Source organism: Streptomyces sp. NPDC012466, assembly GCF_042955215.1.
In the GTDB taxonomy this organism is placed as follows: Bacteria; Actinomycetota; Actinomycetes; order Streptomycetales; family Streptomycetaceae; genus Streptomyces.
Window position 1 is genome coordinate 252,514 of sequence record NZ_JBIBEQ010000008.1, and the last position, 13,736, is coordinate 266,249.

The following is a 13,736-nucleotide window of genomic DNA, read 5'->3' on the forward strand; positions in this document are numbered from 1 at the left end:
ACGGCGGTCGGCGTCGCGGGCGGCGGCGCTCATGCGGTGCCCGGCATGACAAGCTGTGCTTTCCAGCGTCCTAGCCCAGGAGGTCACCATGGCCGCAGAGTCCGCATCACAAGAAGGTTCGGAGTCGGCTGACGCCGAGAACACCGACCTCTCGCCCGACGATGACGGTCAGTCCGACCTGAAGCGCAAGTTTCGGGAGGCTCTGGCACGCAAGCGCGGTATGCAGGCGGACGCCGCCGACCTCGCCGCCAACACCCACGCGTCGAAGATCCGCGGCGCGCACGGCCCGGCCGCGAATCAGCGGTCGTTCCGGCGCAAGAGCGGAGGCTGAGTAAGCACGGCCGCTAGATGAGACTCGGCAGGACACGGCCTGGCAGCTTTCCCGATGAGGTGGGCCGGGTCCTGCCCGGTTGACGAGGAAGGGGCCGTTCCGGCCCGCAGCCGGCGCAGCCGTGCTCCTTGCCGAGGTGTACCAGCGCCGCCGTGACCTCACGCCCTCGTCTGACCACCGCACCGGCTGAGTACGATCACCCACACCGGTCTGAGTACGCGAGCGGTATCCCGCCGTGAGCCGCACCGGAAGGGTGGAGGCATGCGCCGACTGCTGCTGCTCGCACCGCTGTTGCTGCTCACCGCCGGCTGCGGGGCGGTGCAGTCCTCCGAGAGTGAGGCGACGGACGCCGCACGGGAGGTGGCCGGGAAGGCGGCTGAGCGGCTCTACGGCCAGCGTCCGCGCACGGCGGAGGAAGTCGGGCGCTCCGCTTCCGGAATCGACGGGGTGGAGGTGCTGCGGGTCACGGGCACCTCGACACACGACGGGGACGGCATCGGCGTGGTCCTCCGCACATCCGGCTCGGCGTACAACGGATGGCTCGACCCTGAGGAGATCGTCGTGCGGCGCTGTTTCGCGGTGCGCGTATCGCCCGGGTCGGAGTGGGGCGAGGAGCCCCGTGACGTGGGCTGCCCGGCCGGCCCTGCGCTGACCTTCGCTCCGCCACCCGAGCCGCCCCGGCTGCCGTACGAGGAGCTCCGCGCGACACTTCCCCGGGTTCCGGACGGCGGCCGGGCGAACGAGGCCGAGGTGCGCCGTGGGCTTGCCGCCCTGGACCTGCATCCCGCTATCCGTTCCGAGGTGAAGGCGGACGGCGGCCGCGTCGGCGTTCTCCTGTCGGTGAAGGGCAACGGCTTCGACGCACAGGACTGCCTTCTCGCCCGCGTGGCCCCCGGCGCCACCGAGGTGTGGGTGCCGCCCCGGATCCAGCGGATGCCCGGAGAGGGCGGCTGTACCGTCGCCAACGCCCTGGACCCGGCACCCCCACCGCACTGAACGGGTGCTCGCGCTTCCGGCCGGCCGGTGCCGGCAAGCGGCCGTCGACTTCGAGACGGGGGGCACACGGCAAGCCCTGTCCCGGATCCGTTCCTTCCGGCCCCGCTCAACCCTCGCTGCCCTCGAGCGACCGCGCTTGAGGACTCTTCGCGTGCCCGGGGCCCAGTGCCATGCGCACCACGCCCGGCCAGTCTGCCGCCCCGCCGGCCACCCGCGATGTGCGGGCGCGACGGCGGGGTACGCGCACTCGGAGAGCGCCGGGCGCGCTGCGACACACCACGGGGGAGGGCAGAACCACGTGTTCGCCGTCGATGCCGACCGGAAGGGTGTCTGTGTCGGCCTCGACGCCGACTGCCGCCGCGCTCAACCGGATCAGCCCCCCGGAGCGCGGTCCGCGTACGATGCGTGCCGCCTGAGCGGTGTTGCCCACTCGCACGCACACCACACCGAGGAGTCCTGAGTCGAGCCGTTCCCTGCGCCCGGGGTGAGCAGCGTCGACGGCCCGTCCGTAGGGGTTGTTGCTGACGAGCAGTGCCTGAAGTCCGTCGATGCACGTCCGGTCGGCCCGCGCCCGCAACCTGGGGGCGTCCAGGCCGGTGAGGAGACCGGGGAGTGTCCGCAGGGTCGTGCGGGCTTTGGCGTCACGGTAGGCGGGATCGGTGACGACGAACGCGTACGCCCCGAAGGAGGCGTTGTTGACGAAGACCCGGTCCGCGGCGTACCCGAGGTCGATGCGCAGTTCCACGCCTTGGGTCAGGGCGTCCAGGGCCGCGGCCGGATCGTCGCGGTCGAGCCCGAGATCGAGGGCGAAATGGTTGCGGGTACCGGCCGGAATCACCAGAAAAGGCAGATCGTGCTCCGCCGCTACCTCGGCCACCAACGCCTGGGTGCCGTCGCCACCCGCCACGGCCAGCAGGTCGGCTCCCTCCGACACGGCCCGTCGGGCCAGCTCGGTGACGTCCTGATCCCCGTCGAGCAGCGTCACGCGGCAGCCGGCGGCCCGGGCCTTGTCCACGAGATCGAAACGGCCCACCTTGCCGCCGCCGGAGCGCGGGTTCATGAGGACCCAGGGATGCCTCGGTGCCATCGCCGCCTGTTCGGAGGCGCTGTGCCCGGCGGGCCGGGCAGCACGGGCCATCGCGAGGGCCAGCACCCACAGGGCCAGGGAGAGGCAGACGGCCCAGAGCATGCCGGCCGCCGCGTACAGCGCGAGGACGGTCAGCGGCGCGGCCAAGGCCAGCACCAGCCCGAAGGCACGCAGCACGCCCGTGTGCGCCAGGATCCACCACACCCCTATGGCTGCGAGCGCCAGTGCGGCGACACCGGCCGGCACCCACAACACGCTGCGCAGACCGGCGGTGACGAGTGGCACCAGGATGCTCCCCAGCAGGGCGAGCACGGCGAGACGTGCCCGCCACGGACTCCCCTCGCGTACGGTGGCGACCCCTGCCTCCGCAGGTGCCGTTCCGTGCCGGCCGTTTCGTCGCACCTGGGTCTGCCCTTCTCCTCGGGATCCCGGACCACGGGCCGGGCTCGGCCGACGGGCCGTCGGCCCGGTGCCGGGACCGTCTCACTCGCGGGGCGTGGCTTCCTCGGAGAGGTCGTACAGGTTGGCGGCCCGCACTACGCACAGCGCCCAGATGATGCAGCCCGACAGTGCGATCATCACGACCGACCAGACCGGGTACTGCGGCAGGGAGAGGAAGTTGGCGATGATGACGAGGCCGGCGATGGCCACGCCGGCGACTCGCCCCCACATCGTCATCCGGAACAACCCGATGGTGACGATCACGGCGATCACGCCCAGAGCGAGGTGGATCCAGCCCCAGCCGGTCAGGTCGTACTCGAACACGTAGTTGCGGGTCGTGACGAAGATGTCGTCCTCGGCGATGGCCATGATGCCCCGGAAGATGTCGAGCAGGCCGACCAGGAACAGCATCACGGCTGCGAACGCGGTGAGGCCGGTGGCCCATTCCTGCTTCGCCGAGTGGGGAGCCCGGGTGTCCGTCGCGGTCATCTCGCCTCCCTTCCTGATGAGAACGTCAACGGCCGGGGGTGTGGGTGGTGAAGCCCTTGTGCTCCGCTGGTGCGTGGCCGGCCAGGACGAGTTCCTTCGCCCTGCGGAACTCATCGTCCGTGATGCCGCCGTGGTCGCGGATCTCCGACAGCTTGGCGAGTTCGTCGACGCTGCTGGGCCGGTCCCCACCGCCCGCTGCCTGCCTGACGCGGGCGTCGAAGGCATCCTGCTGTGCCCGGGCCTGCGCTATCTCCCGGCGGCCCATGTTCTTGCCGCGGGCGATGACGTAGACGAAGACGCCGAGGAACGGCAGCAGGACGGTGAACGCCAGCCAGCCGGCCTTCGCCCAGCCGTTCAGGTCGTCGTCGCGGAAGATGTCGACCACCACACGGAAGAGCAGAACGAACCACATGATCCACAGGAAGAACAGCAGCATGCTCCAGAAGACACTCAGCAGGGGGTAGTCGTACGCCAGGTACGTCTGCTCGCTCATGTCTCTCCTCCGTCTCCGGCGCTCGCCGGGCCGCCACGGGTGCTGGCTTCAGAGTGGGCGCGGCAAGGCGCGGCCCGCCTCACCCGGCGCGGGTGAGAGTGCGCCGGCCCGGTGGTCTCGTTTGACGCGCCGCGGCTATCGGTTCACGGCCCGGCCCCCCCGGGTGACGCGGGGTGGGGCGGCCGCCCGGTACCAGGTGGTGGAGGCGATGTACTCGCCGAGGGCCAGGCCTGAGACGGCCACGAGGAAGACGGCGATGAGCCAGGAGAGGAAGGTGAAGACGGGGCCGAGCGGGCCGAACTCCTCCAGGCTGCGCTCCATGGCCGTGGGTACCAGCAGGCGCGCGGCCAGACTCAGCATGACCGTACCGGCGCCTGCCAGGACTGCTCCGGGAAGCAGGTTCCGCCAGCCGATCCGGCCGCCCAGCAGCAGATGCTGGGACCACCACCACAGCAGCGTCGCCGAGAGCACGGACAGCACCGTTCCCGTCACCCCGCCCAAGCCGAAACCGTTGCGCAGCGGTGCCTGGAGCAGGAGGTAGGCGAGCCAGACCAGCAACCAGAGGAGCCAGCGCCAGGCCGCGGCCCGAAGCGGTATGCGCGGAAGACGCCAGCAGCGCAGGCACACCGCCTGAAGCGCGCGGCTGAACGCGGTGGCCGACACGAGTGTCACCACCGCGCTCACCGCTCCGGCCGTGTTCCGTGTCGTGCCCGTGGCGGAGAAGACCCGGCGCAACTCCTCGAGCGTGTCGCCGCGAATTCCCAGAACCGCCCGCAGCGAGTCGGCCAGCAGATCCTGCATCCAGCCGGGGGCGAACGCAGCGACGGTCATGAGCAGCGGAAGCGCGGTGAGGAACGCCTGCGCGGCCAGTCGTACGGAGCCCTCCACGATGTTGAGCGTCGCCATGCGGGCCAGCAGCCGGGCCATGGCTCCCGACCGCAGGCTCGCGGCGACCCGCGCCGCCGTCTGGCCGTGGACCTTGCCACCGTGGCCGGATTTCCCGGTCATGACTCACGTACAGGAGGTGGAGGACCGGCGGGTGTACGCACTCGTGCTCATGTGCTCGGCCGGTCCGCTGCCCGGTCGGCCGGTCCTGCGGCGGAGGCGAGGATCGCCAGGATGATCAGCACGGCCAGGGCGATGCCCAGGACGAGCGCCACCCCTGCGACGGTGGGGTGGTTCCAGAGCAGCAGAGCCAGGACTCCGGCCGCCATCACCACTCCGGTGATCCACTTTCGGTGGCCGGCGAGCCAGCGCCCCGTGGCACCGCTGCGCACGCCCGAACGCTCGAGCGCCCTGCCGGTGGCCGTCGTACTCCGGTCCGCCGCCGTTCGGACACCGCGGGCCAGGCGTCCCGGACCGTAGAGGTACGCGACCAGCCCGGTGATCACCGCCACGACCAGCAGGGTGAGCGTGCTGTCGCGCAGGAAGCGGACGAAGGTGTCGTAGATGGCCGCGGCCGCGTCGGTGGGCAGTGTCGCCGGCGGGACCGAGTTCAGGTAGGCGCGCCGGACCACCGCCAGTGCGACGAGCAGCACCACCATCATCACACCGACGCCGGTCGCGGTGATCATCAGCATGACCCGGTGTGCCGGAGCGGTCCACACGGCGAGCGCGGCCAGGACGACGGTGAGGACGGGCAGCCAGGTGCCGAGGATGTCCAGCAGCCGCATCGCGTCCTGCGCCTTGCCCAGTTGCTCCGTCTCGAACAGAGTGATCGTTCGGTCGGTGTCGGGGATGGCGGCGGCCTTCTCGAAGCCCGCGTCGACGAGCCGCTCCCGCGCTTGGTCGACGACCTCTCCCACGTCCAGCTGGACGGTGCCGTCCCCGGCGCTCAAGGCACCCTCGCGGTCACCGGTGAGCATGTTCACCACCGCGGCGTGTGAGCGCCGGTTGGCACCCTCCCACACCTGCTGGAAGACATCACCGGTGATCACGCGGGTGAGGGTGCGGTCCACGACGGTCGTGACCGCGTTGCGCAGCGGACCTTCGAGGGAAGCGGCTCCGTCGAGGACCCGGGGCGGTGCCCCCGCGTCCTGAAGGGTCTGCACGAGTGCGTCCGTCACCGCTTGGACGTCGACGTCGGCCACCACGCGGTCCGTGAGCCGGTTGATCACGACCTCCTGCACGGCCGGCTCGGAGGCCAGCGGCGCGACGGTCTCCACGTACCTGTCGGTGTCGGAGACCGTGTCCTGGACCCAGGCGGCCACGACAGCCAGGGGGGCGAGCACCAGGGCTAGGAGGAGGAGCACCGAGGAGCCGGCCCGCCGTGCCCGCCGATGACGTACCGCCGCGTGCCGGCGCAGCCGCTCGTACTCCGCCTTCTCGTCGGCCGTCATGACGTGGTCCGGATTCGAGGCTTCGCCGCCGTGCGGTGGGCCCGGTGTTGCGGCCGGGTTCATGGGTGCGCCTTTCCGTGTGTACGTCGCTCGGGTGGTGAGGAGCGCCGCTGGGCCGGCTGACGCGTGGGCCTCGCGGGTGGGGGCCCGGGGTGCGTTCGTGGCGTCCACCGGAGCGCTGGTGCGATGTGTCAGGCCGTCCGGGCGGGAGCGCGCGGTTCCACCGGGTGCGTCGTTCGGAGCGCGGCCCGCCACGCGAGGGCGACCGCCGTCTCCGCCAAACCGAACAGGACGAGCCACAGGCCGAGCAGCCGGGCCAGCGCACGAGCCGACTCCGACGGCAGGACGAGCACCACGATGCCCGCGACGATGCCGAGCACCGCGGCGCCCAGGACGACACCGCGGTGCGGCAGGTCCTCGGTGACGATGACCGTGTAGAGGGTGAGGATCCCGGACACCAGCCAGACGACCCCGGTGACCAGCGAGAGCGCGGCGATCGTCTGCAACGGGTTCCGCAGGCACAGCACCCCGGCCAGGACGGACACCACGGCCAACAGCAACCCGGGAAGCCGTTCGCCGTGTTCCTCCCGGCCGAAGACGGTCACGAACCGGAACGCCCCGTGCACCAGCAGGTACAGCCCGATGAGGACCGCCAGGACGTGCAGGGTCACCTCGGGCCAGACCAGTATCAGGATGCCCGGCACGAAGGTCGCAACGGCCGAGCCCATGAGCCAGGTCCAGGAGCGACCGAGGCGCGCGAGGCCGTAGGCGGTGCCGCCCGTGGGAGGAAGAACCGCCCCGTCGGAGCGGTGTTCCTGCCCGGGGAGCGATGTCGGACCACGCGACGTGGTCATGGCTCCTCCTCGCGTGATCGAGTTCTCGTTTCCGGGCCGTCGAGGGGCCGGGCCGACGATGTGCGGCGAGCCCCGGAGGGGTGCGACGGGGGCTGAGCGAGGGAAATGACCACTTCAGCGTGCCGTCCGTCACCGAGTGCCGGGCTCACCCACCGTGGGTGAACCGTCGGCCGGGGTGTCCGAAGGCCCGGGACAGCCGTTCAGGGCAATGAGCCGCAGCCGGCGGAGACCTGGAGGCACGGCGCGCCGTTCGCGTCATTCCGGCACCGGCCGCATCTCCACGACACGCAGCCCCAGTGACTGGCAGCGCGCCAGCAGCCCGTACAGGTGTGCTTCGTCCACGACGGGGCCGTACAGGACCGTCTGACCGGCCATCACCACATGGCCCAGCTCCGGAAACGCTTTGGCCAGCGTCTCCGAGAGATGCCCCTCGACGCGGATCTCGTAGCGCACGAGCTTGTCCTCCCACGGCTGCCCGGGACAGGCGGACGGCGCCCTTTCCGCCATCTTCCGCCTCCGTACCCGGTTCGAACCTCACCCGAAGCAGGTGACCCGGCCGGTGACGGACGCCGGGATCAGTGCTTCAGCACGATCTTGAAGGCGATGATGAGCAGGCCGAGCAGCAGGTTGACCGACGCGGTGACGGCCATGAGCCGTGGTGATGCGCCGGCGCGGCGGGCCGCAGCCACCGACCAGCCGATCTGGCCGACCACGGCGACGCACAGAGCCAGCCAGAGGCCCCCACGGACGTCCAGCCCCAGCAGCGGGCTGACGGCGACCGCGGTGGCCGGTGGGACGGCGGCTTTGACGATGGGCCACTCGTCGCGGCACACGTGCAGCACGAGATGCCGGTTGGGAGTCTGCTGTGCCAGGCGTGCCCCGAACAGCTGGGCGTGCACGTGCGCGATCCAGAACACCACTCCGGTGAGGAGCAGCAGCAGAACCAGCTCGGCCCGGGGGAACGAACCCAGGGAGCCGGCACCGATCACCACGGAGGCCGCCAGCATGGAACCGTAGACACCGCCCGTGTAGTCCGCGCGGGCCCGGCGCTCGGCCCGGCGCTTGCCGCGGGTGGCCGGGACGGGTGTGGTCCTGGGCATGAGCGTGGCTCCCTGTGGACTCAGCGGGTCGATTCGGTAGGTGCGGCGGGAGCATCCGCCCCCCGCTCCTGCGGCCGCTTCTGCCGGCCGACCGGCAGATGCCGTGTGACCAGGAAACTGGCCAGAGCGACGCCGCCGGTGGCAAGGATCGCCGCCTTGAGTCCCTGCAACTGGGCGGAGGCGTAGGAGTCCGCGACGGCGTCGACCTCGGACGGCGGCAGTCCGGCGTTCCGGGCAGCCGAGCGCACCTGGTCGGTCGGGACGAAGGTGACACCGGCCTGGAGGGCCACACCGACCTGCTCGCGAGTCTCTTCGGACAGCCGTGGGTTGTCTTCCACGCGTGTGGTGAAGGCGTGGGCCAACGCGCCGATGAGGAGAGATCCGATGAGCGCGGTACCCAGGGCGGAGCCCAGGTTCTGGGCCGTGAACTGAAGCCCTCCCGCCTCACTGCGTTCCGTCTCGCCGACGCTGGACTGCACGACGTTGCCCAGCTGTGAGGCGAGCAGGCCGACCCCCACGCCCAGCAGGGCCATGGCTCCGGCGAACTGCGCGTCGTCGATGGCCGGATCGATGGTGGCCAGCAGCCATACGGTGGCCGCCACCAGCGTCGCCAGGGCCAGCCGGATCACCCGGCGCGGCCCCACCACCCGCCCCAGCGAGGACGCGCACAGAGAGGTCACCAGCATGGTCGCGGACACCGGCAGCAGGCGCAGGCCTGTCTCGAAGGCGTCGAACCCCTGGACCACCTGCAAGTACAGCGGAATGGTGAAGAACAGCCCCAGCAGGATGAGGTTCTGGCCCAGCAGCGTCAACAGACCCGAGCGCAGCACCGGTCTGCCGAGGAGGGACAGGTGCACGAGTGGATCGGCGCCCGCGTGGTCGCGCCGCCGCTCCCACCACCGGAAGGCCGACAGGACGGCCGCCCCGGCGCCGACGACGAACAGAGTCGGAGCGAAGCCGAAGACGGTGAAGGGCGGGTTGCGGGGCTGTACCCAACCCCAGGTGCTGCTTTGCAGCACGCCGAGCACGCCCAGGCCGAGTCCGGTCGCGGAGAGGACCGCACCGACCCCGTCCAGCCGGGGACGCGGCCCGCTCCTGGCGGGCGTCGCGATCACCCGGCGGCACAGCAGCACCGCCACGACGACCACGACTTCGCCGGCGAAGACCAGCCGCCAGGTCAGGTAGGTCGTCACCCAGCCGCCCAGCAGCGGGCCGACCGCGATCCCGGCACCGGCGAGCCCGCCGATGACCGCGTAGGCGACGGCCCGGTCGCGTTCACGGTAGGACTCCGAGACGAGAGCGGCCATGGCCGGGAGCACCATGGCCGCGCCGAGCCCTTCGATGACGGACCAGCCCAGGGTGAGAACCCACAGAGTGGGTGCCAGAGCGGTGAGGGCCGACCCGGCGCCGTAGACGACCATCCCGAGAAGGAACATGCGGCGGCGCCCCACGATGTCACCGAGTCTGCCGCCAATGAGCATGAAAGCGGCCATGACCAGCGCATACAGCGTGATGACGGCCTGGATGGCAGTGACCTCGGTGTCGAAGTCCTCGACCAGCTGACTGATGGACACGTTCATGACCGAGGTGTCCAGGACCATGAGGAACTGGGCCGTACCGAGGACCATCAAAGCGCGCCAGCGTTTCACAGTGTCCACCTCGCCCCATCGGCCCGGCATGTCGGCGCGGTGCCGGGCATGCGCCGGCTCGCCGGTTGTACCCATCGCACCCGAGAGGCGCGCTGTGTGCCTCACCCAGGACGGGGGAGGCACCCGGCCCCCGGGCGGGAGAGCGGGCCGTGCCGGCCGGCGGGGTCTGCCGACGGCGGAGAGGGCGTACGTCGCCGGCCTCTCGCACCGCCGCGACCTCACAGCATCCGAAGGCCGCGTGCGCGGCGCACCGCTTCGCCCCGCCGGTTCACCGCCAGCTTTCGGTAGATGCTCTTGAGGTGGGTCTTCACCGTGTTCACCGACAGGCAGAGCTCGGCGGCGATCTCCTCCGTCGACATCATCCGGGCCAGACGCTCCAGGACGTCCTGCTCGCGTGCGCTCAACTCCACCGCGACGAGCGGCGCGGGCGGCGGCTGTGGTCCGGTCGGCTCGCCGCGGAGCGACTGAGCGGGTGTCAGCCAGCCTGCCGCCAGATCGTGCAGCGGACCTGTGGCCATGAGAGGCCGGATCCATGCCCCGGCATCCAGGAACGGACGCCGCAGCCGCTCCCGCCGGGCGTCGAGGAGCGCCCGTGCCAGGAGCTTGCGGGCGGTGGCTGTGTCTCCGGCCGCGTCGGCGGCGCGGGCCCTCACCAGCGCTGCCCCGACTGTCACCGCCGGGCCGGTCCGTTCCTCGGTGCGGAGGCTGTCCAGCAGGTCCAGGGCTGCCGCGGGACGTCGTGCGGCGAGCTGGATCGACGCGGCCTCCACAGCGCACACGGGCTGGTCGACGGAGACCGCCCGGAGCACCTCGGCGGCTCTGTCCGGCCGCCCCTCGGCCAGGTGGGCGGCCGAGGAGACGAGCGCCTTCTGGCTCGTCGCCCACGGGGAGGCCACGGCGGCGGGGACGGCCGGGTCGGCCGCCTCGACAGCGGCGCGCATCTTCCCCCTGGCCATGAGGAGGCGCGCTCCGACGAGGGCTCGCCCCGCCGCCATCACCGGATCACGTGTGCTCAGGGGGAGAGCGGCCGTTTCGTCGATGAGGGCTTGAGCCCGGCCCAGTTCGTTGCGGTCGACGGCCACGGCGGCCAGCACGAGCCGTCCGATCCCGGATCCGGGAGACGGGTGCGAACCGGGCCGATCGGCCTCGGGCAGTGCGGCCAGCGCCTTGCGCTCAGCCCTGCCGGGCCAGCCGTTGAGATAGTCGAGCAGGGCCAGGTGCCCCATCGCCTCCTCCCGGGGCGCCTCGGTTGATGCTCCGCCGGGACCCCCGGCCACGGTGGTCAGGACGGCACGAGCGTCCTCGAAACGCCCCGCCCACAGGAGCGTCGAGCCGACATGGGTCAGTAGCAGGGCCGTGAGTTCGGGATGCTTGTCCAAGAGGTGGGCCGGAACCTCCTGCCGTAGTTCAGCGGCCGACTCGGCGGCCTTCTCCACCCGCGGGGGGCATCCGGTCAGCCGGGCGGCCAACGCCTCCAGCAGTGCACAGCTCAGCCGGGCGGCCGCCAGGTCGCGGGAGTCACCGGCAAGCTGCTCTTGGGCGTGGTGCAGACGGACCAGGCCATGCTCGAGGTCGTGGTGGGACAGGTCGTGGGCGGCGCGCACGAGGTCCGTGGCCGGGCTCTTGACCTCGGGTCCCATGTGGGAGAACAACCGCGCCAGGTCGTGCGAGCTCGGACCGGTGAAGAACCGTCCGATCGCCAGGTCGTCCACGAGGGCACCGGCCGCGAGATCCCAGTCGTCCGCGGCGGCACTGTGGGCGAGTGTCTCCTGCAGGTGGCCGTGACGACGCAGCCACTGCGCGGCCCGTCTGTGGAGCTCCGGCTCCAGGCCGGGCAGGCGAACGCGCAGGTGCGCCCGCAGTATCTCCGCGAACAACGGGTGGAGCTGGTACCACGCGTGCTCGAGACGTTCGACGAACGCGTTCTGGCGGTGCAGTCCGGTGAGAATGGGTTCGGCATCGATACGGCGGGTCAGCGCATTGGCCAGATCGGGACAGAAGCGCTCCAGGACGCTGACGCGCAGCAAGAGGTCCTGTGCCTGCGGCGTCTGCCCCTTGAGGACCTCGGCCAGCAGGAAGTCCGCGACCGTGCTGCGGTCCGCTTCGAACTCCTTCAGATAGCGCTCGGGGTCGGGGCTCTCCCTGGCGGCCAGGGCGGACAGGCTCAGACCGGCCGCCCAGCCCCGGGTGCGGTCCACCAGGTTCCGCGCTGCCTGGATCGGAACGTCCACGCCGTGCAGTTCGAGCAGCGTGGCGGCCTCTTCGGGAGTGAAGGCCAGTTCCGCGGAACGGATCTCCGTCAGGTCGCCGACCGCGCGGTGGCGGTGCAACGGGAGCAGCGGTTCGGTGCGGGTGACCAGGACGAGACGCAGGCCCGCTCCGGCGTGGTGCAGGACGAACTCCAACTGCTCCGCGACCTTCGTATCGGTCACACGGTCGTACTCGTCGAGCACGAGGAGCAGGGGCCGGTCGCGGACGTTCAGCTCCGCGGCAAGTGTGGACAGGAGTTTGTGGCTCACCCTGGAGGCGCCGGCAGGGGTCCCGGCCGCGTCGGACGCCGGTGCGCCGCAGGCGCGCAGAGCCTGCAGGACGTAGGCCCAGAACACCCCGGGGCGATGGTCGCCGCCGTCGAAGGTGACCCAGGCGACCGGCCGGCCCAACCCGGAGGCCCAGTCGGCGGCCAGCAGGGTTTTACCGGCTCCGGCCGGGCCGTTGAGCAGAGTCAGCGGAGTCCTGAGCGCCTGGTCGAGGTGGTCGACGAGGCGCTGTCGCCGCAGGTACGTCCGGGGCCTCGCGGGGAGGGCGAACCGGGTGCGCAGGAACGGATCGCCCAGGGGATCGGTGGGCGACAGTGCCGGAACAATGGGAACCGCGGATCCTTGAGCACTCGCATGGATGTCCGCCACGGTGCTCATCACCCCTGTCGGGTCAGGGCCACGTCATGGGCAGCGCTTCCTTCCTCAGCATCCCAGCCTTCCTGCCCGAGCGCACAGCAGACCGGGCCATCGACCCGCTGACCTGCACTTACGTCCGGGTCAGCTCCGGGAACCCCCTTGAGTGTCGGGCCGAAACTCGTGGAGCGCATCATGACCGGCCTCGATGACGCCATAGCTGCTCTCCGGTACTTCGTTCCAGGCACCGGGGAGGTCACCCAGCGGCTCGGACACGACGAGGCGGGTCTCGTCGGAGACATCCCGCAGGAACTCGGCGTCCGGGTGCAGCGCGCGCAGGGTTTCCACCTTGGTGCTGTAGTACAGGGACCGCGACCGGCCTTCGCTGGAGTGGCGGAAGGCCCACACGCGCTTGCCGTCGGCCACCGCCACGGTCATCTGGAGGGGGTGCTGGACACCGTGCGCGTGGCCGGTGCTCTCGATCATGCCCACCATGCGTGCCACAGCACCTGGCGGGTCCTCCTCCAGGCCCAATGTCAGTGCCAGGTAGAACATGAGCTCGGAGTCGGTGGAACCCTCGATGTCGGGGTACAGCAGGGGATCGACAGCCATCGCCAGATCACGTCGTACGAGTCGGAAGTCGTTGATCATCCCGTTGTGCATCCACAACCAGCGCCCGTGCCGGAAGGGGTGGCAGTTGGACTGCTGCACGGCTGTTCCGGTCGCCGCCCTGATGTGGGCGAAGAAGAGCCCCGAGCGAACGTGGTGAGCGACTTCCTGGAGGTTGCGGTTGTTCCACGCCGGGTCCACGTCCCGGACGACACCCGGGTCGGCGACCGCGTCCTGGGCGTACCAGCCGATTCCGAAGCCGTCACCGTTGGTCGTCTCCACCCCCATGCGTGAGTGCAGACTCTGGTCGATCAGAGAGTGTGCCGGATCGAACAGAACCCGGCTCAGGAGGATGGGTGTACCCGAGTAGGCGATCCAGCGGCACATCTGTATCCCTCCGCTGTGGTGTTCTCGACTGCATCTGCACGCGCACGGCAAGGGCCTCCCGGACGGGCGA

13 protein-coding genes are annotated in these 13,736 nt (G+C 71.0%); 2 read left to right on the top strand and 11 right to left on the bottom strand.

Annotated elements, in window-relative coordinates; all coding sequences use genetic code 11:
- Positions 1 to 88: 88 nt before the first annotated feature.
- Positions 89 to 331 (top strand): DUF5302 family protein, encoded by a 243-nt coding sequence (locus tag ACFY9E_RS28750; RefSeq protein WP_390988789.1) that lies wholly within the window; start codon positions 89 to 91, stop codon positions 329 to 331.
- Positions 332 to 592: 261 nt separating this feature from the next.
- Positions 593 to 1,327 carry a translation initiation factor IF-2 gene (locus ACFY9E_RS28755; protein WP_390988791.1) on the top strand — a complete coding sequence of 245 codons (735 nt, stop codon included), beginning with the start codon at positions 593 to 595 and terminating at the stop codon, positions 1,325 to 1,327.
- Between the two features lie 106 nt (positions 1,328 to 1,433).
- Here the strand turns inward: ACFY9E_RS28755 and ACFY9E_RS28760 are convergent, their stop codons facing one another.
- The 11 genes from ACFY9E_RS28760 to ACFY9E_RS28810 form a co-directional block, all read right to left on the bottom strand.
- Positions 1,434 to 2,816 carry a diacylglycerol kinase family protein gene (locus ACFY9E_RS28760; protein WP_390988793.1) on the bottom strand — a complete coding sequence of 461 codons (1,383 nt, stop codon included), beginning with the start codon at positions 2,814 to 2,816 and terminating at the stop codon, positions 1,434 to 1,436.
- A gap of 81 nt (positions 2,817 to 2,897) precedes the next feature.
- Positions 2,898 to 3,344 carry a hypothetical protein gene (locus ACFY9E_RS28765; protein ID WP_390988795.1) on the bottom strand — a complete coding sequence of 149 codons (447 nt, stop codon included), beginning with the start codon at positions 3,342 to 3,344 and terminating at the stop codon, positions 2,898 to 2,900.
- A gap of 25 nt (positions 3,345 to 3,369) precedes the next feature.
- Positions 3,370 to 3,837 carry a PLDc N-terminal domain-containing protein gene (locus ACFY9E_RS28770; RefSeq protein WP_390988797.1) on the bottom strand — a complete coding sequence of 156 codons (468 nt, stop codon included), beginning with the start codon at positions 3,835 to 3,837 and terminating at the stop codon, positions 3,370 to 3,372.
- Positions 3,838 to 3,972: 135 nt separating this feature from the next.
- The gene (locus ACFY9E_RS28775; RefSeq protein WP_390988798.1) at positions 3,973 to 4,845 is read right to left on the bottom strand and encodes a ribonuclease BN; all 873 of its coding nucleotides are present in this window, start codon (positions 4,843 to 4,845) and stop codon (positions 3,973 to 3,975) included.
- A gap of 47 nt (positions 4,846 to 4,892) precedes the next feature.
- Positions 4,893 to 6,239, bottom strand: coding sequence for a hypothetical protein (locus tag ACFY9E_RS28780; protein ID WP_390988800.1), 1,347 nt, complete (start codon positions 6,237 to 6,239; stop codon positions 4,893 to 4,895).
- A 128-nt stretch (positions 6,240 to 6,367) separates the two neighbouring features.
- Complete coding sequence (locus ACFY9E_RS28785) at positions 6,368 to 7,030, bottom strand: DUF308 domain-containing protein (protein ID WP_390988802.1); 663 nt, start codon at positions 7,028 to 7,030, stop codon at positions 6,368 to 6,370.
- Between the two features lie 255 nt (positions 7,031 to 7,285).
- Entirely contained in the window at positions 7,286 to 7,483 is a 198-nt protein-coding gene (locus ACFY9E_RS28790; protein WP_390989177.1) for a hypothetical protein, read from the bottom strand.
- A gap of 122 nt (positions 7,484 to 7,605) precedes the next feature.
- The gene (locus tag ACFY9E_RS28795) at positions 7,606 to 8,130 is read right to left on the bottom strand and encodes a hypothetical protein (protein ID WP_390988804.1); all 525 of its coding nucleotides are present in this window, start codon (positions 8,128 to 8,130) and stop codon (positions 7,606 to 7,608) included.
- Between the two features lie 20 nt (positions 8,131 to 8,150).
- A complete protein-coding gene (locus ACFY9E_RS28800; RefSeq protein WP_390988806.1) occupies positions 8,151 to 9,779 on the bottom strand; it encodes an MFS transporter in 1,629 nt (542 codons plus the stop codon).
- A gap of 218 nt (positions 9,780 to 9,997) precedes the next feature.
- Positions 9,998 to 12,694 carry a LuxR C-terminal-related transcriptional regulator gene (locus ACFY9E_RS28805; RefSeq protein ID WP_390988808.1) on the bottom strand — a complete coding sequence of 899 codons (2,697 nt, stop codon included), beginning with the start codon at positions 12,692 to 12,694 and terminating at the stop codon, positions 9,998 to 10,000.
- A 120-nt stretch (positions 12,695 to 12,814) separates the two neighbouring features.
- Positions 12,815 to 13,666, bottom strand: coding sequence for a class II glutamine amidotransferase (locus ACFY9E_RS28810; RefSeq protein ID WP_390988810.1), 852 nt, complete (start codon positions 13,664 to 13,666; stop codon positions 12,815 to 12,817).
- Positions 13,667 to 13,736: the final 70 nt, after the last annotated feature.

Bases quoted from the DNA above. Each gene is read 5' to 3' on its own strand.
- ACFY9E_RS28780 (WP_390988800.1), bottom strand. From the start codon at position 6,239: ATGAACCCGGCCGCAACACCGGGCCCACCGCACGGCGGCGAAGCCTCG.
- ACFY9E_RS28785 (WP_390988802.1), bottom strand. From the start codon at position 7,030: ATGACCACGTCGCGTGGTCCGACATCGCTCCCCGGGCAGGAACACCGC.
- ACFY9E_RS28810 (WP_390988810.1), bottom strand. From the start codon at position 13,666: ATGTGCCGCTGGATCGCCTACTCGGGTACACCCATCCTCCTGAGCCGG.
- ACFY9E_RS28795 (WP_390988804.1), bottom strand. From the start codon at position 8,130: ATGCCCAGGACCACACCCGTCCCGGCCACCCGCGGCAAGCGCCGGGCC.
- ACFY9E_RS28765 (WP_390988795.1), bottom strand. From the start codon at position 3,344: ATGACCGCGACGGACACCCGGGCTCCCCACTCGGCGAAGCAGGAATGG.
- ACFY9E_RS28755 (WP_390988791.1), top strand. From the start codon at position 593: ATGCGCCGACTGCTGCTGCTCGCACCGCTGTTGCTGCTCACCGCCGGC.
- ACFY9E_RS28775 (WP_390988798.1), bottom strand. From the start codon at position 4,845: ATGACCGGGAAATCCGGCCACGGTGGCAAGGTCCACGGCCAGACGGCG.
- ACFY9E_RS28770 (WP_390988797.1), bottom strand. From the start codon at position 3,837: ATGAGCGAGCAGACGTACCTGGCGTACGACTACCCCCTGCTGAGTGTC.
- ACFY9E_RS28750 (WP_390988789.1), top strand. From the start codon at position 89: ATGGCCGCAGAGTCCGCATCACAAGAAGGTTCGGAGTCGGCTGACGCC.
- ACFY9E_RS28805 (WP_390988808.1), bottom strand. From the start codon at position 12,694: ATGAGCACCGTGGCGGACATCCATGCGAGTGCTCAAGGATCCGCGGTT.